Raw genomic sequence first — 21,201 nt, 5'->3', positions numbered from 1 at the left:
CCTCGGATCATGACTCCGCCATCCCGTCGTCCACGCACCTCGTTGCGCGGAGCGATCCTCATCGGCGCCGCCGTCCTCGTGACGGCGGCGTCGATCGGGTTCGGGATGCTGCGCCCGCAGGCTCCCGACCCCGTGGCGCTGTCCGCGGCGTCGGGTGCGGCGAACGCCGAGGCGCCCGCTCCCCTGGTGCTGCCCGAGCATCCCCGCATCCTCGTCTTCGGCGACTCGTGGACCTACGGGTCGGCGGCGACGCCGCCGACCGACGGCTACGCGTACCGGCTCGCCGATCTCATGGACGGGACGACGATCGTGGACGGCGTGCGCGGCAGCGGCTATCTGAAGCCCGGTCTCGACGGCCCCGCGTACGGACCGCGCATCGACGGGCTCGATCCGCTGCTGCAGCCCGACCTCGTCGTGATCGAGGGGTCGATCAACGATCGACGCCTGCCTGCGGCGGGCTACCGCCCCGCGGTCGACGCCGCCTGGGATCGACTCGCGGACATCTACCCGGATGCCCGGATCGTGGTGCTCGGGCCTGCTCCGCAGGTGCTGCCCGTGGAGAAGGCCACCGCACGCATCGATCGCGATCTGCAGGAGCTCGCCGCCCAGCGCGGCTGGTGGTACATCTCCCCCGTGCAGGAGGAATGGATCACCCCGCAGAACTACGCCGGCATCATCGACACCGGCATCGGCAGGGATCACCCCTCGAACGAGGGGCACCGGTACCTGGCCGAGAAGGTCGCCGCCGCGCTGAGGGAGATGGCTGCTGCGCCGGTGACCGTGGCGGTGGAGCCCGCTGAGACCGTGCAGCCGGTGGCGCCGGGCAAGTAGCCACGTCAACGAAAAGGCCGTCCTGCAGGACGGCCTTTCTCGTTCGTGCCCCCGACAGGAATCGAACCTGCGACCTACGGTACCGGAAACCGGCGCTCTATCCGCTGAGCTACGGAGGCGAACCTGACGAGCCTATCAGTTACCGGGGCCCGCTCATGCCCACCCGATCGCCAGCGCCGCGACCGCCAGCAGCGGAAGCCCGCCCTGCATCGCCGCCGCCCTCAGTTTGCTGCGATCGGAGAGCACCAGCACCAGTGCGGCGGCGAGCATCATGCCGGTTCCGGCGAGCGTCAGCGTCACCCCCGCCGTTCGTTGCCCGGCGATCACGAGGACCACGCCGATGAGCGCCGCGACTGCGAGGAACAGGTTGTAGAACCCCTGGTTGAAGGCGAGCTGCTTCATGGTCTCGGCGTCCTCAGCGGAGCGCACGCCGAAGATGCGTCGCGTCGCCGGCTCGGTCCAGCGCAGCGACTCCAGCACGAAGATGAACACGTGGAACGCCGCGGCGGCCGCGGCGAGGATCAGTCCGGCGATCAGCATGACCCGATTCTGGTGCCCCTGCGGGGTGCACGGCAACGCGTGCGAATCCGGAGCACTGCGTCCGATGGCTTCTCGATACCCACATAGGGTATTCGGTTACGTTCGTGGAATGATCGCCCGCCGCCTCGCTCCTGCCCTCGCCTCCGCCGCACTCGCCGCTCTGCTCCTCGCCGGATGCTCCGCGCCGGTGACCGACACCGCGCCGGATGCCTCGGCGGCGTCATCCGCTCTGCTCGCAGACCACGACCTGGACGGCCTCGACGCCCGCACGGTCGTCGACCGGCTCGATGCGCTGCCGGTGGCCGAGCGCCCGACGGACCTCATCGCCGCTGTGCGACCCGACCGCCTCGAACTCTCGGACGACGCCGGACGGACGGCATCCCTGCCGCTGCCAGAGGATCTCTTCTACGCCTCTGTCGCCCCTTATGCCGATCGCACCCACGACTGCTTCTTCCACAGCCTCACGACCTGCCTCGGCGAGCTTCGGAACACCGATGTCCGTGTGATCGTCACGGACGCCGACGGCTCCGTCGTGATGGACGAGATGCACACCACCAACGACAACGGATTCGTCGGGCTGTGGCTGCCGCGCGACATCCGGGGCACGATCACCGTCGAGCACGACGGCCGCCAGGCCGGCCAGCAGTTCTCGACCGACGCGGACGCCCCCACCTGCCTGACGACGCTCCAGCTGACCTGACTGCCGCGGGCGAGTCCGCCGCACCGGGTAGCGTGGGCTCACGCCTGCCGACCGAGAGGACCCCCATGACGTACGCCCCGCCCACACCTCCCGGCTGGTACCCGGACGACGCTCCAGGCATGCTGCGCTGGTGGGACGGCACCGTCTGGACGGCGAGCACGATGCCCGCATCTCCCCCGGCCCCTGCCGCTCCTCAGCCGTACCCCCAGGTCCCCGAGGGAACCCGAACGAGCACGCCGTGGATCTGGGCGGTCGTCGCCGTGCCCCTGGCCACTCTCGCACTCACCGTCGTGCAGCTCGTGCTCATGCAGCAGCTGATGCAGCAGTACCTGTCGTCGTTCGCTCTGATGACGACCGATCCGTACGCCACCGACGCGGCGAACCTGTCGGGGCTGGTCGCGTGGTCGAACGGGATGATGCTGGGGACGATGCTGCTCTCGTTCGTCAGCCTGCTGCTGTACGGAGCCGGAGTCCTCTTCGCCTACCTCGATCACCGCGATCTCGGAGCGCTGGGCTATCAGCGCCGGTTCCACTGGGCGTGGAACTTCCTCAGCCCCGTGTACCCGATCGGCCGATCCGTCGTGGTACGCCGCCAGGCGGGCACCGGCCAGGCTCCGATGTGGGCGGCCATCGCGATCATGGCCGCCACGTTCCTCACACCGATCGTGTGGATGCTCGCGGTGTTCCCGTCGTTCTACGAGCAGATGTTCCAGACCGTCACGCAGTTCTCCTGAACCCGCCTCAGGCGAGCTTGCGCAGCGCATCCTCCGCGGCGACCCAGGCGAGCATCGCGCACTTCACCCTGGCGACGTACTTCGAGACCCCGCCGAGCGCTGCGGCGTCGCCGAGCAGCTCGGGGTCGGGCTCGATCTTCCCGCGCGAGCGCATCGCCTCGCGGAACACCTCGATCCGGTGCTCGACGTCGGCGACGGGCAGCCCCTCGACGAGTTCCGCGAACAGAGACGCGGATGCCTGTGAGATCGCGCATCCGTGCCCCTCCCAGGCGATCGCCTCGATCGTGCCGTCTGGGGCGGCATGCACCTGCAGAGTGATCTCGTCGCCGCAGGTCGGGTTCAGCTGATGCGACTGCGCCGCCACGGCCGGGCGCAGGCCGTAGCCGTGCGGAGCTCGGGAGTGATCCATGATGAGCTCCTGGTAGAGCCCCTGCAGGTCGGACGAGGCCATCATGCCCTCCGGAAGAAGTCGATGGTGCGGGCGACCGCGTCGATCACCTGATCGACCTCATCCCCCGTCGTGTACAGATATGTGCTGGCGCGCGTCGACGACGTCACGCCGAGGCGACGATGCAGCGGCTGGGCGCAGTGGTGCCCGACGCGCACGGCGATGCCGGCGTCGTCGAGGACCTGCCCGACGTCGTGCGCGTGGATGCCCGGGATGTCGAAGCTCGCCAGTCCCACGCGGGGCAGGTCGATGCCGGCGCCGAGCACGCGGACGCCGTCGATCGCGGACAGTCCCGCCACCAGCCGGGCGCCGAGCTCGGCCTCGTGCGCGGCGATCCGCGGCATCCCGACGTCCTGCAGGTACCGTACGGCCGCGGCGAGCGCGACCGCCTGCGAGACCCGTTGGGTGCCGGCCTCGAAGCGCTGCGGCGGCGGCAGGTACTCGGCCTCGGTGGCGGTCACGGTGGTGATCATCGAACCGCCGGTGAGGAACGGCGGCATGATCTCGAGCAGTTCGCGGCGGCCGTACAGGGCCCCGATGCCGGTCGGGCCGAGCATCTTGTGACCGGAGAGCACGGCGAAGTCGACGCCCAGCGCGTGCACGTCCAGCGGCAGGTGCGGCGCCGACTGGCAGGCGTCGAGCAGCACGAGGGCGCCGACGGCGTGCGCCGCGGCGATCAGCTGCTCCACCGGATTGATCACGCCGAGCACGTTGGAGACGTGCGTGACGGCGACCAGGCGGGTGCGTTCGCCGATCAGCTCGGCGGCGACGTCGAGGCGCAGCGCTCCGTCGTCGTCGAGCGGCACGACGCGCAGGGTCGCTCCGGTGCGCGCCGCGAGCTCCTGCCACGGGATGAGATTGGCGTGGTGCTCCATCTCGGTGGTGACGATCTCGTCACCAGGCCCGAGGCGCAGACGATCGGCCTCCGGGCCGCCGCGTCCGGCGGAGGCGTTCGACAGCGAATAGGCGACGAGGTTCACGGCCTCGGTGGCGTTCGAGGTCCAGACGACCTCGTTCTCGTCGGCCCCGATGAACTCCGCGAGGGCGGCCCTGGCGTCCTCGAAGGCGACGGTCGCTTCGGCGGCGAGCGTGTGCGCGCCGCGGTGCACGGCGGCGTTCAGCGTCGTGGCGAACTCGCGCTCCGCGTCGAGCACCGCGAAGGGGCGTTGCGAGGTCGCTCCGGAATCGAGGTAGACGAGCGGATGCCCGTTCACCTCGCTCTGCAGGATCGGGAAGTCCTCGCGCAGCCGGAGGACCTCCTGATCGGTCAGCGCGGCAGCGGTCGCGGTGCGGATGTCCATGCATCAATCCTCTCAGCCGCCGGAGGGCGGTGGCTCCGTCAGAGCAGGAAGATCGGCAGCATCCCCGGGTTGTGCGCGTGCACGAGCACCGCGAACACGACCGCGTCGAAGAGCAGATGCACGGTGACCACGTAGGCGAGCGAGTGGGTGCGCAGGAAGATCCAGCCCTGCAGCAGAGCGAACGGGATCGTCAGCACAGGCCCCCACGCCCGGTAGCCCAGCTCCCAGAGAAACGACACGAACACCGCCGCCTGCAGCACGTTCGCCGCCGCTTCCGGCAGGTGCCGGCGCAGCAGCGCGAACACCGTGCAGATGAAGAACAACTCGTCCCAGATGCCGACGGCGCCGACACCGAGGAACAGCCGTCCGATGAGCTCCGGGCTGTCGACGACCGGCCAGTTCAGGTAGACCCCGCTGGTGATGAAGTAGAACGGCAGGATCAGCCAGCCCAAGACGATCACCGCGACCAGCCAGACCCACTGCCACGGCGCCCAGCGCCTCCCGGTGCGCCACGGGAACGAGATCGCCCGATCGCGGAACACGAAACGTGAGATCAAGTAGGGAACGACGACCGCCCCGCCGAGCGCCAGGGTGAAGCGCAGCATCGCGCCGTCGTCGAGCTCCGCCGCCAGCGGGATCGAATGCACGATGAGCATGCCGAGGCCGATCAGCGCGAGGTCCCTGGTCAGGGACGGCTCGGCGGCGGTGACACGCCTGCGCTCGACGAGCGCCGCGATGCCCACGCCGGCCGCCAGCAGCGCCCAGCCGAGGACCGTCCAGCCCAGCACGAAGAACGCCGGCGCCGCCGCACACACGAGCGCGGCCGGTCCGAGGCTCTGCCAGGCGCTGCGCGTCACTGCACTCGTCGGTAGGCGAGGTCGCGGATGTCGCGGCCCTTCGCGATGCCCTTGCGCTCGAAAGCGGTCATCACGCGACCGTCGAAGCGCTCGGCCCACTCCCCCTCGAACGCGCGCTCGAACTCGGGCGCCTCGTCGAGCACCTCGCGCATCTGCAGCGCGTAGTCCTCCCAGTCGGTCGCGAGGCGCAGCATCCCGCCGACGGCGAGCGCCCGCGCGGCGGTCTGCGGGAAGCCGGGGCGCACCAGGCGGCGCTTGGTGTGACGCTTCTTGTGCCACGGGTCGGGGAAGAAGATCCACACCTCGGATGCCGCGCCGGCCGGCAGGTACGACGAGAGCACCTCGGGCGCGTTGGCCTCGACGAGGCGCAGGTTGCGCGCGCCGGCCTTGTCGGCGTCGAGCATGGTGCGGGCGAGGCCGGCACGGAACACCTCGACGGCGAGGAAGTCGTCGTCGGGGCGAGAGGATGCAGCGTGCACGATCGCGTGCCCCTGGCCCGAACCGACCTCGACGATCAGCGGCGCCTCACGACCGTATTCGGATGCCGGGTCGAGCCGGGCTTCGGGGTGCACCGACGTCCAGGCGACGTCGCGGGGCACGTCGAGCAGGTAGTGCGGGGCGAGCTCCTCGAACGCCCGCTCCTGCGCCTCCGACATGCGACCGGAGCGGCGGACGAACGAGACCGGTTCGTCGCGGAAGGTGCGGGGTTCTGACATCCCTCCAGGGTACCGGCCCGGCTCAGCGGCCCGTGGGCTCCGTCACGAAGTCGATGAGCTCCTCGACCCTGCCCAGCAGCGACGGCTCGAGGTCGCGATACGTCGACACGCGTGACAGGATGCGCTTCCACGCATGCGCGATGTCGGTCTGCGATTCCGCCGGCCAGCCGAAAGCCCGGCAGATGCCGGTCTTCCAGTCGGTGCCCTTCGGGATCACCGGCCAGGCGCGGATGCCGAGGGCGGCCGGCGTCACGCACTGCCAGACGTCGATGTACGGATGACCGACGATCTTCAGGTGCGCGCCGTGCGGCCCGCGCAGGATCTGTTCGACCATGCGAGTCTCCTTCGACCCCGGCACCAGGTGGTCGACGAGCACGCCGTAGCGCCGCTGCGCGGTGGGCGGTGCCTCCGCGAGCAGTTCGTCGAGAAGGTCGATGCCCTGCAGATATTCGACGACGACGCCCTCGTGCCGCAGGTCGTCGCCCCACACCTTCTCGACGAGCTCCGCGTCGTGCCTGCCCTCGACGAGGATGCGGCTGGGCAGGGCCGTCCTCGCCCTGCTGTCGGCCACGGCGAACGAGCCGGACGCCGTGCGCCGCGGGCCCGACGACTTCGCCGAGGGATGCACCAGCCGCACCGGCTCGCCGTCGATGAGGAAGCCGGCGCCGAGCGGGAACATCCTCCTGCGGCCCTTCCAGTCCTCGAGCTCGACCATGCCCGCCTCGACGCGGATCACCGCCCCGCAATACCCGTCGTCGGCGACCTCGACCACCAGATCGGCCTCCGCAGGGACATCCGCCGACTTCTTGAATCCCTTTTCGCGCCAGCCTGCGGCGAGCACATCCGATCCGTACCGGTCTTCCATGCCCTCAAGGGTATGCGTCGCCCGACGCCGCTCCGCGCAGGGCGAACGGCGATTGCGCCCGCCCGCTGTGCTCCGTCGGCGCCAGTGCATAGACTCGTGCCGTGGGGCGTGCTCATCGGGGCGGAGGGAGCAGGATGCGGACTCGCTGGACGATCGTGGTGAGCCTGCTGCTCGCGCTCCTGGGCTCCGGGCTCGCCACCGGATCCGCGTCCGCCACCGATCCTGCGCCGCTGGATCCCGGCCGGTACGTGACCGACGTCAGTGATGTCCTCACCCCTGCGGATGAGGCCGCGGCCGAGGCCCGTCTCACCGCGCTCGACGCGCAGACCGGCGTCGGGCTGTTCTTCGTCTTCGTGCCGGAGTTCACGAACCCTTCGAGCGACAGCGAATGGGTGAGCAGAGCGGCCGAGAGCAATGGTCTGAACAACGATCAGTACCTTGTCGCCGTGGCGACCGACACGCGGGTCTTCGCGATGGGCGGGAGGACCGAGGGCGGCGAGGTCTCCGTCGCCGATCGCGCACGGGTCACCGAGGCCATGATCCCGTCGCTGCGGCAGGACGACTGGGCGGGCGCGATCGACGCCGCCGCCGACGAGGTGCAGGAGATCGTGGTCGATGGCCCGGCCGCCGCCGCGCGCGGCTGGACGGTGTTCGGGCTCCTGGCGCTGGCGGCCGTCGTGATCCTCGTCGTCATCCTGCTCGTGCGTCGCAACCGCAAGCGCGCCGCGGAACGCGCCGCCCGTGAGGCCCAGCTCGAGGAGCTTGCCCAGCAGGCGTCGATCGCGCTGGTGCGCACCGACGACGTCGTGAAGTCCAGCGAGCAGGAGCTGGAGTACGCCAGGGCGCAGTTCGGCGACGACGCCATCGGCGAGTTCGTCGCGGCGCTGCAGACCGCCCGAGCCGACCTCGACCAGGCGTTCACGCTGCAGCAGAAGCTCGACGACGAGATCCCCGACTCCGACCAGGAGCGGATCGCCTGGAACCAGACGATCATCCAACTGTGCTCCGAATCGACGCAGTCGCTCGAGGAGCGCAAGGCGGCGTTCGATGAGCTGCGCGAGCTCGAGCAGAACGCCCCCGCGGCCCTGGAGAACGTGCGCCGGCTGCGCGCCGCAGCGGGGGCCGAGATCGACCGCGCCGATCAGATCTTCACCGCGCTGGGCGCGACCTACGCCGCGGCGGCGATCTCCGCCGTCGCGGACAACACCGCTCAGGCCCGCTCGCGCATGGCGTTCACCGACGCGCAGATCACCGCCGCCGACCAGCAGATCGCAGCCGGCCGCACCGGGGATGCCGCGGTCTCGATCCGTGCCGCGGAGGGCGCGGTCCAGCAGGCCACCCAGCTGGAGGACGCCGTCGAGCAGCTCGCGAACGATCTGAAGGCCGCTGACGAGCGCGGCACGGCCGTGGTCGCCGAGCTGCAGGGCGACCTGCAGACCGCGCGGGCGCTTCCGGACACGCAGGGGTACGTCGCTCAGGCGATCGCGTCGACGACGCAGCACCTCGCCGACGCGCAGCGGCTGCTCGGCACCGGCGCCCGCAACCCGATCGACGCGCTGCGTGTGCTCGATGCCGCGAACACCGCCATCGACCAGGTCGTGCAGCAGGTGCGTGATGAGCAGGCCAGAATCGCCCACGCTCGGAGCCTGCTGGGCAGCGCGCTGGAGCGGGCCGACGTGCAGATCGCCACCGCGGAGAGCTTCATCCTGAATCGGCGCGGGGCGATCAGCTCCACCGCCCGCACCCGACTCGCCGAGGCGCAGTCCAACCGCGACCAGGCGCGTCGCCTCGCCGACACGGACCCGCAGCAGGCGCTCGCCCTAGCGCAGCGCGCAGACCGCATGGCGGCCGAGGCCCTGCGCCTCGCACAGAACGACACCGGCTCCTGGGGCGGCGGCACCGGTAGCGGCGGCAACGACACCCTCGGCGCGGTGCTCGGCGGCGTGCTGATCGGCCAGCTGCTCGGCGGCGGCAACCGCGGCGGAGGCGGCTGGGGCGGCGGTGGCGGCTTCGGAGGCGGGGGCTTCGGCGGCGGGGGCGGCGGTCTCTCGGCCGGCGGCTTCGGCGGCGGCTTCTCCGGCACGAGCGGGGGCCGCTTCTAACCTGCACAGACTTCGTTCTCGACCCACAGACCCTTCCGTATCGAAAGGAAACACACCATGGCCAAGGAATCCATCTTCGGGCGCATCTCCACACTGGTGAAGGCGAACATCAACTCGCTCCTCGACTCCGCCGAGGACCCGCAGAAGATGCTCGACCAGCTGGTGCGCGACTACACCAACAACATCGCCGACGCCGAGTCCGCGATCGCCGAGACCATCGGCAACCTGCGCCTGCTCGAGCGCGACCACGAAGAGGACGTGCGCGCCGCCAAGGAGTGGGGCAACAAGGCCCTCGCCGCCAGCCGCAAGGCCGACGAGCTCCGCGCCGCGGGCAGCATCGCCGACGCCGACAAGTTCGACAGCCTCGCCAAGATCGCCCTGCAGCGTCAGATCAGTGAGGAGCGCGAGGCCCGTGCGGCCGAGCCCCAGATCGCCGCGCAGACCGAGATCGTCGACAAGCTGAAGAACGGCTTGAACGGCATGAAGGACAAGCTCGAGCAGCTCAAGAGCAAGCGCAGCGAACTGCTTGCGCGCGCCAAGGTCGCCGAGGCCCAGAACAAGGTCCAGGACGCTGTCAAGCAGATCAACGTGCTCGACCCCACCAGCGAACTGGGCCGCTTCGAGGACAAGATCCGCCGCCAGGAGGCACTCGCCCAGGGCAAGGCCGAGATCGCGGCCTCGACGCTGGACGCGCAGTTCGAGAGCCTCGAAGACCTCGGTGAGCTCACCGAGGTCGAGGCGCGGCTGGCCGAGCTGAAGGCCGGCGGTTCGCCGAAGCCGCAGGCGGCTCTCGAAGCCGAGTGACACCAGGGGTGGGTGCCGTGCAGCGGCACCCACCCGCTTCCCCGTACACCCGATCCCCCGACTGACATGACCGACTTCCTGATCGTCCCGCAGTGGCAGGGCTCCCCCTCCGCCCGGGCAATGCTCCTCACCGACGGCGCCGCCGCCATCGCCGGTGATCTCCCCCGCTCCTCGACCACGACGCTGGACGTCCCGCTCGAGGCCGGTGAATCACTGGGCAGCGGCGTACACCGTCTCAGCTCGCTGCTGCGGGTTCGCGCCGCCCTGCAGGATGCATGGACCGACGGCGCCGTCGTCATCGGCGGCGACTGCAGCGTGACCGTCGCGGCCCTCGCCGCCACCGACACCTCGGATGTCGCTGTGCTGTGGTGCGACGCGCATCCCGATCTGCACTCCCCCGACAGCTCACCCTCCGGCGCGTTCTCCGGCATGGCGCTGCGTGCCGTGCTCGGCGAGGGCGCACCTCAGCTGGCGCTCTCCCCCGGGGTACGCCGCGACCGCGTGGTCGCCGTGGGCGTCCGCGCCGTCGATGGCGAAGAGGAAGGCGAGCTCGCCCGGCTCACCACGATCGGACCGCAGGACCTCGGACGCGCGGATGCCGTGCTCGAGGCCGTCCGGTCCACCGGTGCCTCGCGAGTATGGGTGCACATCGACGTCGATGTCATCGATCCCGCCGAGTTCGCCGGTGTCTCCGAGGCCGCACCGTTCGGCGTCTCCGCCACCGAGCTCGCGGCGGCCATCCGGCGCCTCCGTGAGGAGATCCCTCTCGCGGGCGCGACGATCGCGGGGTTCGCCCCGCGCACCCCCGCCGCCGCGGTCGACGACCTCGGCGCCGTGCTGCGCCTGATCGGCGCTCTGGCGTGACGGACGACTGGCGTCCGGCTGCTGCTGAGGCACTCGCCCGCGGACGGCGCTTCGACCGCCGCATCCCGTCGTTCCTGCTGCGCTCCCCGATCAGCCGCGTCGGCTACTGGTGGGGCACGGCCGTCGGCTGGGTGTGGGGCTCCCTGTGGAGCACCGGACCCGTCGAGCGCCGGAACGGCCTCTGGGTGTTCCGCGGCATGCCGGAGTGGACGTTCGCCAGGGGCGGCGTGTGCGTGGGCGGCTGCTATCTCACCGGCGACCGCACCCCCGGAGAGGCCGTGCTGCGGCACGAGGCCGTGCACAGGGCGCAGTGGCTGCGCTACGGCTTCCTCATGCCTGTGCTCTACCTGTTCGCCGGGCGGGATGCGCTGCGCAACCGCTTCGAGATCGAGGCGGGGCTCGAGGACGGCGGGTACGTGCGCCGTCAGCGCGTCAGCAGGCCGTAGTTCTCCGGAACGCTGATCGCGGCGGCATCCATCCCGACGGCATCGGTCAGATGCTCGACGATGTCGGCCGTGCCGAGAAATCCGCCGAGCAGGGTGACGTGCGTCTCGATCCGGTCGCCGCAGAGCATCTCGTCCGCCCACGCGCAGGTCGCGCGGGCAAGCGCCTGTCCCGGGGCGCAGAGGCGGCCGCTGCCGGCGGCGCCGGTGCGGCTGCTGCGGGCGAGCCACGTGACCGTCATCCGGCCCGGAGCGGAGATCTCGCCGATGTCGGATGCGTCGGGCACCTCGATGAAGATACGCCCCGAGGCGCACAGCGGCAGGGTCGCGATGAACAGCTCGAGTTCGGCCAGAGAGTTCTCATCGGCCGTGACCAGGTGATGCGAACGACGACGGGCCTCGCGGCGCTGGGACCGCGAAGTGGCGGCGTCGAGGGTGGTTCGCATGATTCACCCATCATAGCACCCAGCCAAGGCTTACCTAACCTGGATGGCGGAGGCGGCTATTCGACGAGAGCGCGACCGAGCGCATCGAGTTCGGCATCCGTCAGCCCGCCCTCGCGCAGATAGCGCGCAACCGATCCGTGCTGCCGCTCGATGCCGGCGAGCAGATCGCGCATCACCGGCGCAGGCGACGCCGTCGCCAGGTCGATCGCGTTCCTGGCATCCGGATGCCTGGACTGCAGGTAGCGCACGACCGAGCGCGTCCGCGCCTCGGGCAGCTGCGAGGCCGTGAGCGCGTAGTCCGCGACGACCTGCTCGCGATCGGCGCCGACCGCCGAGAGGGCGAGCGCGACCGTGACCCCGGTGCGGTCCTTCCCCACCGTGCAGTGCACGAGCGTCGGATCCCCCGCAGCGATCACGCGGATGGCATCGATCAGCCGCGGTGTCGCATCGTCGACGAGGTGCCGGTACATGCCGGCGAGGCTGACATCCTCGGCGAAGAACGATGCCACGGAGCCGATGAAGAGCGGCACCCGCGTCGTCGGCACGTCGCGCAGCATCGAGGGCTCCGCGGAGACCTCGCCGTCGTCGCGCAGGTCGATCACCCTGCGCACTCGCGCACGCAGCATCCCGTCCCCCTCGGGAGTGAGGTGCGCAAGGTTGCCGGAGCGGAAGAGCACGCCTTCGCGCACCCGCGAAGTGCCCGCCGCGATACCTCCGACGTCGCGGATGTTCGCGACGCCGGGGATCTGGAGGACGCTCATACGTCCATCCTATGAACTCTGAGCCATCACCATCCCGCACACAGATAGACAAATCAAGGATGCCCACCCTTTGCATTACGCACTATTCAGATCGCTTGGACTTGTCGATCTGCATTCGCATTTCCGCGGGAAGCTGTCCAGGAAGGAGAATACAGCCGTGGAGAACGACACCAGCGAGTTCCGCTACCTTCCCGGTCAGGCCGCCGCTCTGGGCGTCGCCGCGCCGAGCGCGGAACGACTCACCCTCCCCCTGCCCGACGGCCGCACCCTCAGCGCCATCCGCTACGGCGACGGCAGCCCGGAGGTGACCCTGCTGCACGGAGCGGGCCTGAACGCGCACACCTGGGACACCACGGTGCTGCTCCTGCAGCGGCCCGCCCTCGCCATCGACCTCGCCGGCCACGGCGACTCCTCCTGGCGCGACGACCTCGACTACAGCCCTCAGACCCTCGCCGCCGACGTCGCTCTCGCGCTCGACGCCTGGACCGATGCTCCTCAGGTGCTGGTGGGGCAGTCCCTCGGCGGGCTGACCGCCGTCGCGGTGGCCGCCGGCCACCCGGCGATCGTGCGGGACCTGGTCATCGTCGACATCACGGCCGGGGTCCGCGGCGACGCCGCCCCGTCGGTGCTCGGCGAGTTCTACCAGCAGACGGACTTCGCGTCTGTCGACGACGCCGTCGATCGCGCGATGGCGTTCGGCTTCGGCAGCACTCGCCCCGAGACCGAGCGTGGTGTGTTCCTGAACACGCGGGTCCGCGACGACGGCCGCGTGGAGTGGAAGCACCACTTCGCGCATCTCGCCGGCGCAGCTCTCAGCACTGCTCCGGATGCCGGCGCAGCGATCCTCGCATCCGATCGCAGCTGGGCCGACCTGGCCGGCGTGATCGCTCCACTCACTCTGGTCCGCGCCACCAGGGGATTCGTCGCCGACGACGACGTGGCCGAGTTCCGGAGCCGCCGACCGGATGCCGCGATCCGCACTCTCGACGCGACCCACAACGTGCAGGAGACCGCACCCGCGGCCCTCGCCTCCCTCATCGCGGAATCCGTCGACGCCGCCCGACGTTGACCCTTCCGCACGCACACAGCACTGCCGTCTGAAAGGACCGCACATGTTCCGACGCCCCACCCGCCTCGCGCTGATCGGCGCTCTGGCCGCCGTCACGCTCGCCCTCAGCGCCTGCACCGGCACGGCAGAGCCGAAGCCGACATCGGACGGCAAGCCCGACCCGGACGCGAGCCTGTCCGTCGGCCTCGTGCTCGAGCCGTCCAATCTCGACATCCGGCACACCAGCGGTGCGGCACTCGAGCAGATCCTGTTCGACAACATCTACGAGGGTCTGGTCACCCGCACGCAGGACAACAAGATCGAGAACCGCCTCGCCAGCGACTACGAGATGTCCTCCGACGGGCTGACCTACACCTTCACCCTGAACGAGGGCGTGACGTTCCACGACGGCACGGCGCTGACCTCCGCCGACGTGGTCTCGTCGTACGAGGCGGTGCGGACCGACGAGAGCGTGCAGGGCCACGGCGATTTCGCGGGCGTGGCTTCGGTCACGGCCACCGACCCGCAGACCGTGCAGATCGTGCTCACCGAGCCGAATCAGAACTTCCTGTTCTCCCTCACCGGACGGGCCGGCCTGGTCTTCAAGAACGGGGACACCACCGACCTCAAGACGGCGGAGAACGGCACAGGTCCGTTCACCCTCGGCAGCTGGTCGAAGGGCGCCAGCATCACCTTCGAGCGCTTCGACGAGTACTGGGGTGACAAGGCGGGCGTGAAGCAGGTCGTGTTCCACTACATCCCCGACTTCACCGCCGGGGTCAACGCGGCCCTTGACGGCACGCTCGACGTGCTCACCGCCGTGGACCCGAACCTGGTCGAGCAGCTGAAGGAGACCGGCGAGTTCACGGTCACCACCGGTCGCACCACCGACAAGGGCACGCTGGCGTTCAACAACGCGAAGGCGCCGCTGGACGACGAGAAGGTGCGCGAGGCGCTGCGCCTGGCCATCGATCACGAGGCGCTCGTCGAGGCCGTCGGCGCCGGTGAGACGATGTTCGGCCCGATCCCCGAGCTCGACCCCGGTTACCAGGACCTCTCGGAGCAGGTCCCCTACGACCCGGCGAAGGCGAAGGAGCTGCTCGAGGAGGCCGGCCAGAAGGATCTCACCCTGACGCTGACGATCCCGACGTTCTACGGCACCACCGTGCCCCAGGTGCTGATCTCCGACTTCGCGAAGGTCGGTGTCACGCTGAAGGTGAACCGCGTCGAGTTCCCGACCTGGCTCGAGGACGTCTACACGAACCACGACTACGAGCTGAGCTTCGTGCTGCACGTCGAGCCGCGCGACTTCGGCAACTGGGCGAACCCGGACTACTACTTCGGTTACGACAACGCCGAGGTGCAGCAGCTGTACGCCGAGGCGATGGCGGAACTCGACCCGGACGAGTCGGCCGACCTGCTCGCACAGGCGGCGAAGATCGTGTCCGAGGACGACGCCGCCGACTGGCTGTACAACGGCGCCACGCTCACCGCCCTGCTGCCGGTCGTGAAGGGCTTCCCGAAGGACTCGATCAACTCGCGCATCGACCTGCTCGGCGTCACGCGCGCCGAGGACTGACGCCGGCCGTGCTCCGGTACACGCTCACACGAGGAGCCCTGCTGATCGCAGGGCTCCTCGTGTCGAGCGTGCTGATCTTCCTCACCCTGCGGGTGTTCCCCGGGGATGTCGCGCAGCTGATCGCCGGCACCCAGGCGAGTCCGGCGCAGGTCGCGGCGATCCGCGAGTCGCTGGGCCTCGATCGCCCGCTGCCCGCACAGTACGCGGAGTGGATCGGCGGCATCCTGCGCGGCGACCTCGGCACCTCGCAGCTGAGCGGAGCGTCGGTGGGCGCCGAGCTGGCGCAGAAGGCGCAGGTGACCGTGCCCCTCGGGCTGATGTCGCTGACGGTCGCCCTGCTCATCGCGGTGCCGTTCGGCATCGTGTCGGCCATGCTGCGCGGCAGGGCCGGCGGCACCGCCATGAACTTCACCGCGCAGGCCGTCGCGGCCGTGCCGGTGATCTGGGCAGGGATGCTGCTGGTGCTGGTCTTCGCGCACGGCCTGCACTGGCTGCCCGCGCAGGGCTTCCCCGTGGCGGGCTGGGCGCGGCCCGACAAAGCGTTCGAATCGCTCATCCTCCCCGCTCTCACGATCGGCGTCGTCGAGGGCGCAATGCTCATGCGCTTCGTGCGCAGCGCCACCCTGCAGGCCGCCGGCCAGGACTTCGTGCGGACCGCTGCGGCGAAGGGACTCACCCGGCGTCGCGCGCTCGTGCAGCACGGCATCCCGGCGGTGGGTCTTTCGATCGTCACCGTGCTGGGCCTGCAGGTCGCCGGCATCATCGTCGGCTCCGTCGTCATCGAGCAGTTGTTCACGCTGCCGGGCATCGGGCGGATGCTGGTGACGGATGTCGGTACGCGCGACCTCGTGAAGGTGCAGAGCGAACTGCTCGTGCTGACGGGCTTCGTGCTCATCATCGGGTTCCTGGTCGACCTCGTGCATCACGCGATCGACCCTCGGCAGCGGGAGGCGGAATGAACTGGCGCTCCCGCCTCTGGGCCTCCGGCACCGGCCGGTTCGCCGTCATCGTCGTCGCCGTCGTCACGCTGACCGCGCTGGTCTCGCTGTTCTGGACGCCCTTCGACCCGCAGATCGGCGACGTCCGCGATCGCTGGGCCCCTCCGGGCTGGCCGCACCTGCTCGGAACAGACGGAACCGGTCGCGACATCCTCAGCCTGATCATGGCCGGCGCCAGGACGACGGTGTTCGTCAGCGTCGGAGCGGGTGTCGTGGCGACGCTCGCCGGCATCGCGCTCGCGGCCCTCGGCGCCCTGACCGCACGCTGGATGCGCGAGACAGTCGCGGTGCTGGTCGACATCCTCATCGCCTTCCCCGTGCTGCTGATCGCGATGATGATCTCCGCGGTGTGGGGCGGCTCGCTGTGGGTCGTGGTGATCTCCGTCGGGATCGGCTTCGGCGTGAACATCGCCCGTGTCACGCGGCCCGAACTGCGCCGTGTGCAGCAGAGCGACTTCGTGCTCGCCGGCCGCGCGAACGGGCTCACACCCGCGGAGAACCTCGTGCAGCACCTGCTGCCCAACGTCGCCCCGGTGTTCATCGTGCAGCTGTCCTGGTCGATGGCGGTCGCCGTGCTCGCCGAGGCGGGCCTGTCCTACCTGGGCTTCGGCGCCTCCGTCTCGCAGCCGTCCTGGGGACTGCTGCTGGCCGATCTGCAGCGCTACATCGGCGTGCACCCGCTGTCGGTGCTCTGGCCGGGACTGGCGATCACGCTGACCGTGCTGGCTCTCAACCTGCTCGGCGATGCGCTGCGAGAGGCGACCGATCCGACGCTCTCCGCCCGCGGCACGAAGCGCCGCGCCGCCGAGGCGCACGTCCCCGGGGTGGTGTCATGAGTCTGGTCGTGCAGGACCTGGTCATCGAGATCGACGACCGGAGGGTCGTGGACGGCATCTCCTTCGAGGTGGCGGACGGCGAGCGGCTGGGACTCATCGGGGAATCCGGCTCCGGCAAGTCGCTGACGGCGCTCGCGGTGATGGGCCTGCTGCCCGAGGGGGCGTCGGCGAGCGGCAGCATCCGCTGGAACGGCACCGAGCTGATCGGCCTGCGCGACCGGCAGATGGCGGAGCTGCGCGGCGATCAGATCGGCATGGTCTTCCAGGAACCGCGCACGGCACTGAACCCGATCCGCACGGTCGGCCGGCAGATCGCCGAGACCGTGCGCATCCACGAGCGCCTGTCGAAGGCGGCCGCTCGCGAGCGCGCGATCGCCGCCGCGACGCAGGTGCGGCTCCCCGCCCCGGAGAACATCGTCGACAGGTATCCGCACCAGCTCTCCGGAGGGCAGCGGCAGCGCGTCGCGATCGCGATGGCGCTGGCCTCGAACCCGCGTCTGCTGATCGCCGACGAACCGACCACCGCGCTCGACGTGACGATCCAGGCCGAGATCCTGCAGCTGCTGCTCTCCCTGGTCGAGGGGCGCGGGATGTCGCTGGTCTTCATCACGCACGACCTCGCGGTGCTCGCCCAGGTGGCGAGCCGCGGCGTCGTGCTCGAGGACGGCCGCGTCGTCGAGCACGCCCCGGTCGGCACGCTGCTCAGCGCTCCGCGGTCCCCCGTCACGCAGGGGCTGCTGCGCGACGCCACCGCGACACTGTGGCGCCCGGAAGGCGGTGCGTCATGAACCCTTCGTCAAGCTCAGGACGCCTGATCGAGGCGCAGGGCCTGAGCCGCGAGTTCCGGCTGCCGAAGAAGACGATGTTCGAGCGCACCCGCATGAACACCGCGCTGCATCCGACCGACCTGTCCATCGCCGAAGGCGAGTCGCTCGGCGTGATCGGGGAATCCGGTTCGGGGAAGTCCACCCTGGTGCGGCTGCTGCTGGGGCTGGACCGTCCGACGAGCGGACGCGTCACGGTCGACGGCCGCGACGTGGATGCCGCGGCGAGCGCGCGCTCGCTGCACTGGCTGCGGCGGCAGACCGGTCTGGTGTTCCAGGATCCGTACGCCTCGCTCGACCCGCGGATGCCGGCGGGACGGATCATCTCCGAGCCGCTGCGCGCCCTCGACATCGAAGGCGATCACCGTGCGCGGGTGCGCGAGGTCCTGGAACAGGTCGGCTTGGATGCCGACATGGCCGACCGGCATCCGCACGAGTTCTCCGGCGGCCAGCGGCAGCGCATCGCGCTGGCGCGCGCGATCGCGCATCGTCCCCGCATCCTCGTCGGCGACGAGCCGCTCTCCGCGCTCGACGTCACGGTGCGCGCTCAGATACTCGAGCTTCTCGAGGAACTGCAGAAGACCGAGAACCTCACGCTCATCCTCGTGTCTCACGACATCGGAGTGGTGCAGAACCTCAGCGACACCGTGGCGGTCATGAAGGACGGGCGCATCGTGGAGCACGGGCCAGTGGACTCCGTGCTGCTGCATCCGCGCGAGGATTACACGAAGGCGCTGCTCGCCGCGATCCCCGTCATCCCGGAGACCCCGGGCTCCTGAGCGACAGCTGCAGGAACACCACTCCGAGGTCCTTCCCGAACTTCTCGCCGACGTTCCGCAGCGCCCCGGCATCCGTGAATCCGGCCTTGCGGTGCAGGGCGAGCGAGGCATCCGCCCCCTCCACGATCACCGCGATCACCTCGCGGAGCCCGGCTTGGCGGCAGGCGTCGAGGAACCGGGCCATCAGCGCCCAGCCGTATCCCTGCCCGCCCGAGCCCGGGGCGAGATAGATCGAGTTCTCGACGGTGTACCGGTAGGCGGACTTCGGCGACCACGGCTGCGCGAGCGCGTAGCCGATCAGCTCGCCCTCCTCGGTCTCGGCGACCAGGAACGGCAGGCCCGCCGCGCGGATCCGCGCGGCCTTCGCCGCCCAGTCCTCGTCGGTCGACTCCGTCTCGTCGAAGGTGACGACGGACTCGCGCACGTAGTGGTTGTAGACGGCGCGGATGCCGGGGAGATCGCGCTCCTCGACCGGACGGACCCTCATGCCTCTCCCCCGACGCGCCAGTCGACGGGATCGGCGCCCTGCTGTGCGAGCAGCTCGTTCGCTCGGGAGAACGGCCGGGAGCCGAAGAATCCGCGGCTCGCCGACAGGGGCGACGGATGCGCCGACTCGATGACGGGCGTCTCTCCCAGCAGGGGCTTCAGGTTGCGGGCATCCGCACCCCACAGGATCGCGACGAGCGGCCTGTCCCGCGCGACCAGCGCGCGGATCGCCAGCTCGGTGACCTGCTCCCAGCCCCAGCCGCGGTGCGACGCCGGGGTGCCGGGCCGCACGGTCAGCACCCGGTTCAGCAGCAGCACGCCCTGGTCGCTCCAGGCCGTGAGATCGCCGTGCGGGGCGGGCGGAAGGCCGAGATCCTCCTGGCGCTCCTTGTAGATGTTCCCCAGGCTGCGCGGCAGCGGCCTCACGTCGGCGTCCACAGCGAAGGACAGGCCGATCGGATGCCCCGGCGTCGGATAAGGGTCCTGACCGGTGATCAGCACCTTGACGTCATCGAGCGGCCGCTGGAAAGCACGCAGCACGTTCGCGCCCGCCGGCAGATAGCCGCGACCGGCCGCCATCTCGCCGCGCAGGCGTTCACCGAGTTCGGTGATCACCGGCTGCACGGGCGCGAGAGCCTCGGCCCAGCCGGGATCGAGCTGCCCGTCGGCGGCGAGCTCGGCGAGCGTCCTGGGCATCAGAGTGCACCCCTGCCGCTGGAGACGATGACGCCGCCCTCGGCGGGCGAGACGCGCCAGACACTGCCCTCACCGGCGATCCGCAGCCCGTCCGCTCCCGCGATGAGGGCCGTGCTCTCGTCGATGCCCACGCCGCCGTCGGCGGCTCCGGCCTCGGTGGCGGCGATCAGGCGGGTGAGGGTGCCCCACTGCGCGACGTGCACGTCCACCGACACGTCCACGAGGCCGATGCCGGGGACCACGGTGACCTCCTCGAGGTCCTCCGCCGTGCCGTCCGGCACGACGGGCACCCCGCCGATCAGCCACCCGCCGAGGATCGCACGTTCCGCCGCGATCATGGCGCCCGCCGAGAAGCCGAGGTACGGCGTTCCGTTCCCGACGGCCGTGCGGATGCGGTCGAAACTGGGCTCGAGCGCGGAGTGGTACGCCGGGGTCAGGCCGCCGCCGATCACGATCGCGTGCACGCCGTCGAAGACGGCCGGGTCGATCACGTCGGTCTCGGAGACCGCCACGAGCCGGATGTCGAGGGATGCGGAGCCGTCGGCGGTGATCGCATCGATCAGATCGCGGGCATGCCCCGTGCCGCCGCCCTCGCGGACGGTGACGACTACGACGACCGGGGCAGCTCCCTCCGGCGCCGCGGCGAGCGCCTCGGCGGTGAACGGCGCGTACGCGGTGCGGCCGAATCCGCCGCCGACGAGGTGCACGCTCACGACGGGTCCTCGATCCGCGGACGCAGCGGACCCCGCGCCAGCAGGTGCGAGGCGGCCTGCGCCACCGGGCGGATCACGATCAGGTCGAGGTTCACGTGCGCGGGGGCGTTCAGCGCATACGCGGCGACGTCGGCGACGTCCTCCGCGACGAGCGGCGCTTCGACGCCGGAGTACACCGCCTCGGCCGCCACAGCGTCGCCGCCCAGGCGGCGCAGCGTGAACTCCTCGGTGTGCACCATGCCCGGCGCGATCTCGGTGATGCGGATCGGCTCGCCGTTCAGCTCCAGACGGAGCACCTGCGGGATCATCGACTCCGCTGCCTTGGCAGCGTTGTATCCGCCGCCGCCGGGATATGCGCCGCGAGCGGCCACCGAGGTGACGAACAGCAGGTCGGCGTGCCCGTCCACCGCCGCGGCCCGAAGCTGCGGCAGCAGCGCGGCGGTGAGCTGCTGGGCCGCGATCACGTTCGACTCGTACATCCAGCGCCACTGCTCCGCGGAGCCGCCCTCGACCCGGTCGGTGCCCCTGGCGCCGCCTGCGACGTGCACGAGGGCATGCACCGGGCCGGTGTCGGCGAGGTGCTCCCTGAGCGCATCGATCTGCGCGGCATCCGTGAGGTCGGCAGCGAAGGCCGTCGAGCCGGTCTCGGCGGCGAGCGCCTCCAGCCGCTCCGCTCGCCGGGCGACCCCGACGACATCCCATCCCGAGGCGCGCAGCGCCCGCACCGTCGCCTCACCGATACCGGTGCTCGCACCGGTCACCACCGCACGTCTGTTCACCATGCCTCAACCGTACGACGATCCGGACGGGCCGGTTGTTACGTCACATTT

At 70.5% G+C, this 21,201-nt stretch carries 25 protein-coding genes and 1 tRNA gene; 13 read left to right on the top strand and 13 right to left on the bottom strand.

Features of this window, described 5'->3' with window-relative positions; all coding sequences use genetic code 11:
* Positions 1–9: 9 nt before the first annotated feature.
* Positions 10–831 (top strand): SGNH/GDSL hydrolase family protein, encoded by an 822-nt coding sequence (locus DY023_RS05700; protein WP_181905733.1) that lies wholly within the window; start codon positions 10–12, stop codon positions 829–831.
* A gap of 46 nt (positions 832–877) precedes the next feature.
* Here the strand turns inward: DY023_RS05700 and DY023_RS05695 are convergent.
* Both DY023_RS05695 and DY023_RS05690 read right to left on the bottom strand, forming a co-directional pair.
* A tRNA-Arg gene (locus DY023_RS05695) sits at positions 878–950 on the bottom strand.
* 34 nt (positions 951–984) lie between these two features.
* Positions 985–1,371, bottom strand: a complete 387-nt coding sequence (locus DY023_RS05690) for a DUF1304 domain-containing protein (RefSeq protein ID WP_116241372.1) — start codon at positions 1,369–1,371, stop codon at positions 985–987.
* Between the two features lie 109 nt (positions 1,372–1,480).
* Here DY023_RS05690 and DY023_RS05685 point away from each other — a divergent pair, with 109 nt between their 5' ends.
* The gene (locus DY023_RS05685; protein ID WP_116241371.1) at positions 1,481–2,071 is read left to right on the top strand and encodes a CueP family metal-binding protein; all 591 of its coding nucleotides are present in this window, start codon (positions 1,481–1,483) and stop codon (positions 2,069–2,071) included.
* Positions 2,072–2,136: 65 nt separating this feature from the next.
* Positions 2,137–2,805 (top strand): DUF2510 domain-containing protein, encoded by a 669-nt coding sequence (locus tag DY023_RS05680; RefSeq protein WP_116241370.1) that lies wholly within the window; start codon positions 2,137–2,139, stop codon positions 2,803–2,805.
* Between the two features lie 7 nt (positions 2,806–2,812).
* Here DY023_RS05680 and sufU read toward each other — a convergent pair whose 3' ends face one another.
* The 5 genes from sufU to DY023_RS05655 are packed head-to-tail and all read right to left on the bottom strand — an operon-like array spanning position 2,813 to position 6,992.
* The gene (sufU, locus tag DY023_RS05675) at positions 2,813–3,256 is read right to left on the bottom strand and encodes a Fe-S cluster assembly sulfur transfer protein SufU (RefSeq protein ID WP_116241369.1); all 444 of its coding nucleotides are present in this window, start codon (positions 3,254–3,256) and stop codon (positions 2,813–2,815) included.
* Positions 3,256–4,554, bottom strand: coding sequence for a cysteine desulfurase (locus DY023_RS05670; RefSeq protein ID WP_116241368.1), 1,299 nt, complete (start codon positions 4,552–4,554; stop codon positions 3,256–3,258). The genes sufU and DY023_RS05670 overlap by 1 nt, the downstream gene beginning before the upstream one ends.
* Positions 4,555–4,592: 38 nt before the next feature.
* Complete coding sequence (locus DY023_RS05665; protein WP_116241367.1) at positions 4,593–5,411, bottom strand: CPBP family glutamic-type intramembrane protease; 819 nt, start codon at positions 5,409–5,411, stop codon at positions 4,593–4,595.
* Positions 5,408–6,127, bottom strand: a complete 720-nt coding sequence (gene trmB, locus DY023_RS05660; RefSeq protein WP_116241366.1) for a tRNA (guanosine(46)-N7)-methyltransferase TrmB — start codon at positions 6,125–6,127, stop codon at positions 5,408–5,410. The genes DY023_RS05665 and trmB overlap by 4 nt, the downstream gene beginning before the upstream one ends.
* A gap of 22 nt (positions 6,128–6,149) precedes the next feature.
* Positions 6,150–6,992, bottom strand: coding sequence for a DUF3097 domain-containing protein (locus DY023_RS05655; RefSeq protein WP_116241365.1), 843 nt, complete (start codon positions 6,990–6,992; stop codon positions 6,150–6,152).
* Positions 6,993–7,126: 134 nt separating this feature from the next.
* Here DY023_RS05655 and DY023_RS18365 point away from each other — a divergent pair, with 134 nt between their 5' ends.
* The 4 genes from DY023_RS18365 to DY023_RS05635 all read left to right on the top strand — a co-directional run bounded on the left by DY023_RS18365 (position 7,127) and on the right by DY023_RS05635 (position 11,208).
* On the top strand, positions 7,127–9,094 hold the full coding sequence (locus tag DY023_RS18365) for a TPM domain-containing protein (RefSeq protein ID WP_116241364.1): 1,968 nt from the start codon (positions 7,127–7,129) through the stop codon (positions 9,092–9,094).
* Between the two features lie 57 nt (positions 9,095–9,151).
* Positions 9,152–9,898 (top strand): PspA/IM30 family protein, encoded by a 747-nt coding sequence (locus DY023_RS05645; protein WP_116241363.1) that lies wholly within the window; start codon positions 9,152–9,154, stop codon positions 9,896–9,898.
* Positions 9,899–9,964: 66 nt separating this feature from the next.
* Positions 9,965–10,762, top strand: coding sequence for an arginase family protein (locus DY023_RS05640; RefSeq protein WP_116241362.1), 798 nt, complete (start codon positions 9,965–9,967; stop codon positions 10,760–10,762).
* Positions 10,759–11,208: a Fe-S oxidoreductase gene (locus DY023_RS05635; protein WP_116241361.1), complete on the top strand. Its 450-nt coding sequence runs from the start codon at positions 10,759–10,761 to the stop codon at positions 11,206–11,208. Before DY023_RS05640 ends, DY023_RS05635 begins: the two co-directional genes overlap by 4 nt.
* Here DY023_RS05635 and DY023_RS05630 read toward each other — a convergent pair.
* Positions 11,187–11,651, bottom strand: coding sequence for an SIP domain-containing protein (locus DY023_RS05630; protein WP_116241360.1), 465 nt, complete (start codon positions 11,649–11,651; stop codon positions 11,187–11,189). The two genes, DY023_RS05635 and DY023_RS05630, sit on opposite strands and share 22 nt — an antisense overlap.
* Positions 11,652–11,707: 56 nt before the next feature.
* Positions 11,708–12,412 carry a tyrosine-protein phosphatase gene (locus DY023_RS05625; protein ID WP_116241359.1) on the bottom strand — a complete coding sequence of 235 codons (705 nt, stop codon included), beginning with the start codon at positions 12,410–12,412 and terminating at the stop codon, positions 11,708–11,710.
* Positions 12,413–12,569: 157 nt separating this feature from the next.
* On the opposite strand from DY023_RS05625, the gene DY023_RS05620 reads away from it, so the two are divergent.
* Genes DY023_RS05620 through DY023_RS05595 form a run of 6 tightly spaced genes read left to right on the top strand, consistent with a single transcriptional unit; the run spans position 12,570 to position 18,476 of the window.
* Complete coding sequence (locus DY023_RS05620) at positions 12,570–13,481, top strand: alpha/beta fold hydrolase (protein WP_116241358.1); 912 nt, start codon at positions 12,570–12,572, stop codon at positions 13,479–13,481.
* 43 nt (positions 13,482–13,524) lie between these two features.
* Positions 13,525–15,039: an ABC transporter substrate-binding protein gene (locus tag DY023_RS05615; protein ID WP_116241357.1), complete on the top strand. Its 1,515-nt coding sequence runs from the start codon at positions 13,525–13,527 to the stop codon at positions 15,037–15,039.
* Between the two features lie 8 nt (positions 15,040–15,047).
* Positions 15,048–15,998 carry an ABC transporter permease gene (locus tag DY023_RS05610; protein WP_116241356.1) on the top strand — a complete coding sequence of 317 codons (951 nt, stop codon included), beginning with the start codon at positions 15,048–15,050 and terminating at the stop codon, positions 15,996–15,998.
* Entirely contained in the window at positions 15,995–16,873 is an 879-nt protein-coding gene (locus tag DY023_RS05605) for an ABC transporter permease (RefSeq protein WP_116241355.1), read from the top strand. Before DY023_RS05610 ends, DY023_RS05605 begins: the two co-directional genes overlap by 4 nt.
* Positions 16,870–17,661, top strand: a complete 792-nt coding sequence (locus tag DY023_RS05600) for an ABC transporter ATP-binding protein (protein WP_116241354.1) — start codon at positions 16,870–16,872, stop codon at positions 17,659–17,661. Before DY023_RS05605 ends, DY023_RS05600 begins: the two co-directional genes overlap by 4 nt.
* A complete protein-coding gene (locus tag DY023_RS05595; RefSeq protein WP_116241353.1) occupies positions 17,658–18,476 on the top strand; it encodes an ABC transporter ATP-binding protein in 819 nt (272 codons plus the stop codon). Before DY023_RS05600 ends, DY023_RS05595 begins: the two co-directional genes overlap by 4 nt.
* Here DY023_RS05595 and DY023_RS05590 read toward each other — a convergent pair.
* The 4 genes from DY023_RS05590 to DY023_RS05575 are packed head-to-tail and all read right to left on the bottom strand — an operon-like array spanning position 18,451 to position 21,153.
* Positions 18,451–18,963, bottom strand: coding sequence for a GNAT family N-acetyltransferase (locus DY023_RS05590; RefSeq protein WP_116241352.1), 513 nt, complete (start codon positions 18,961–18,963; stop codon positions 18,451–18,453). The two genes, DY023_RS05595 and DY023_RS05590, sit on opposite strands and share 26 nt — an antisense overlap.
* The gene (locus DY023_RS05585) at positions 18,960–19,658 is read right to left on the bottom strand and encodes a uracil-DNA glycosylase (RefSeq protein WP_116241351.1); all 699 of its coding nucleotides are present in this window, start codon (positions 19,656–19,658) and stop codon (positions 18,960–18,962) included. Before DY023_RS05585 ends, DY023_RS05590 begins: the two co-directional genes overlap by 4 nt.
* Positions 19,658–20,371 (bottom strand): Type 1 glutamine amidotransferase-like domain-containing protein, encoded by a 714-nt coding sequence (locus tag DY023_RS05580; RefSeq protein WP_116241350.1) that lies wholly within the window; start codon positions 20,369–20,371, stop codon positions 19,658–19,660. Before DY023_RS05580 ends, DY023_RS05585 begins: the two co-directional genes overlap by 1 nt.
* Complete coding sequence (locus tag DY023_RS05575) at positions 20,368–21,153, bottom strand: SDR family oxidoreductase (protein WP_181905732.1); 786 nt, start codon at positions 21,151–21,153, stop codon at positions 20,368–20,370. The genes DY023_RS05580 and DY023_RS05575 overlap by 4 nt, the downstream gene beginning before the upstream one ends.
* Positions 21,154–21,201 lie beyond the last annotated feature (48 nt).

Origin of the sequence: Microbacterium bovistercoris (genome assembly GCF_003387575.1) — a bacterium.
Taxonomy (GTDB): domain Bacteria; phylum Actinomycetota; class Actinomycetes; order Actinomycetales; family Microbacteriaceae; genus Microbacterium; species Microbacterium bovistercoris.
This window is presented reverse-complemented; position numbering and strand designations above follow the sequence as displayed.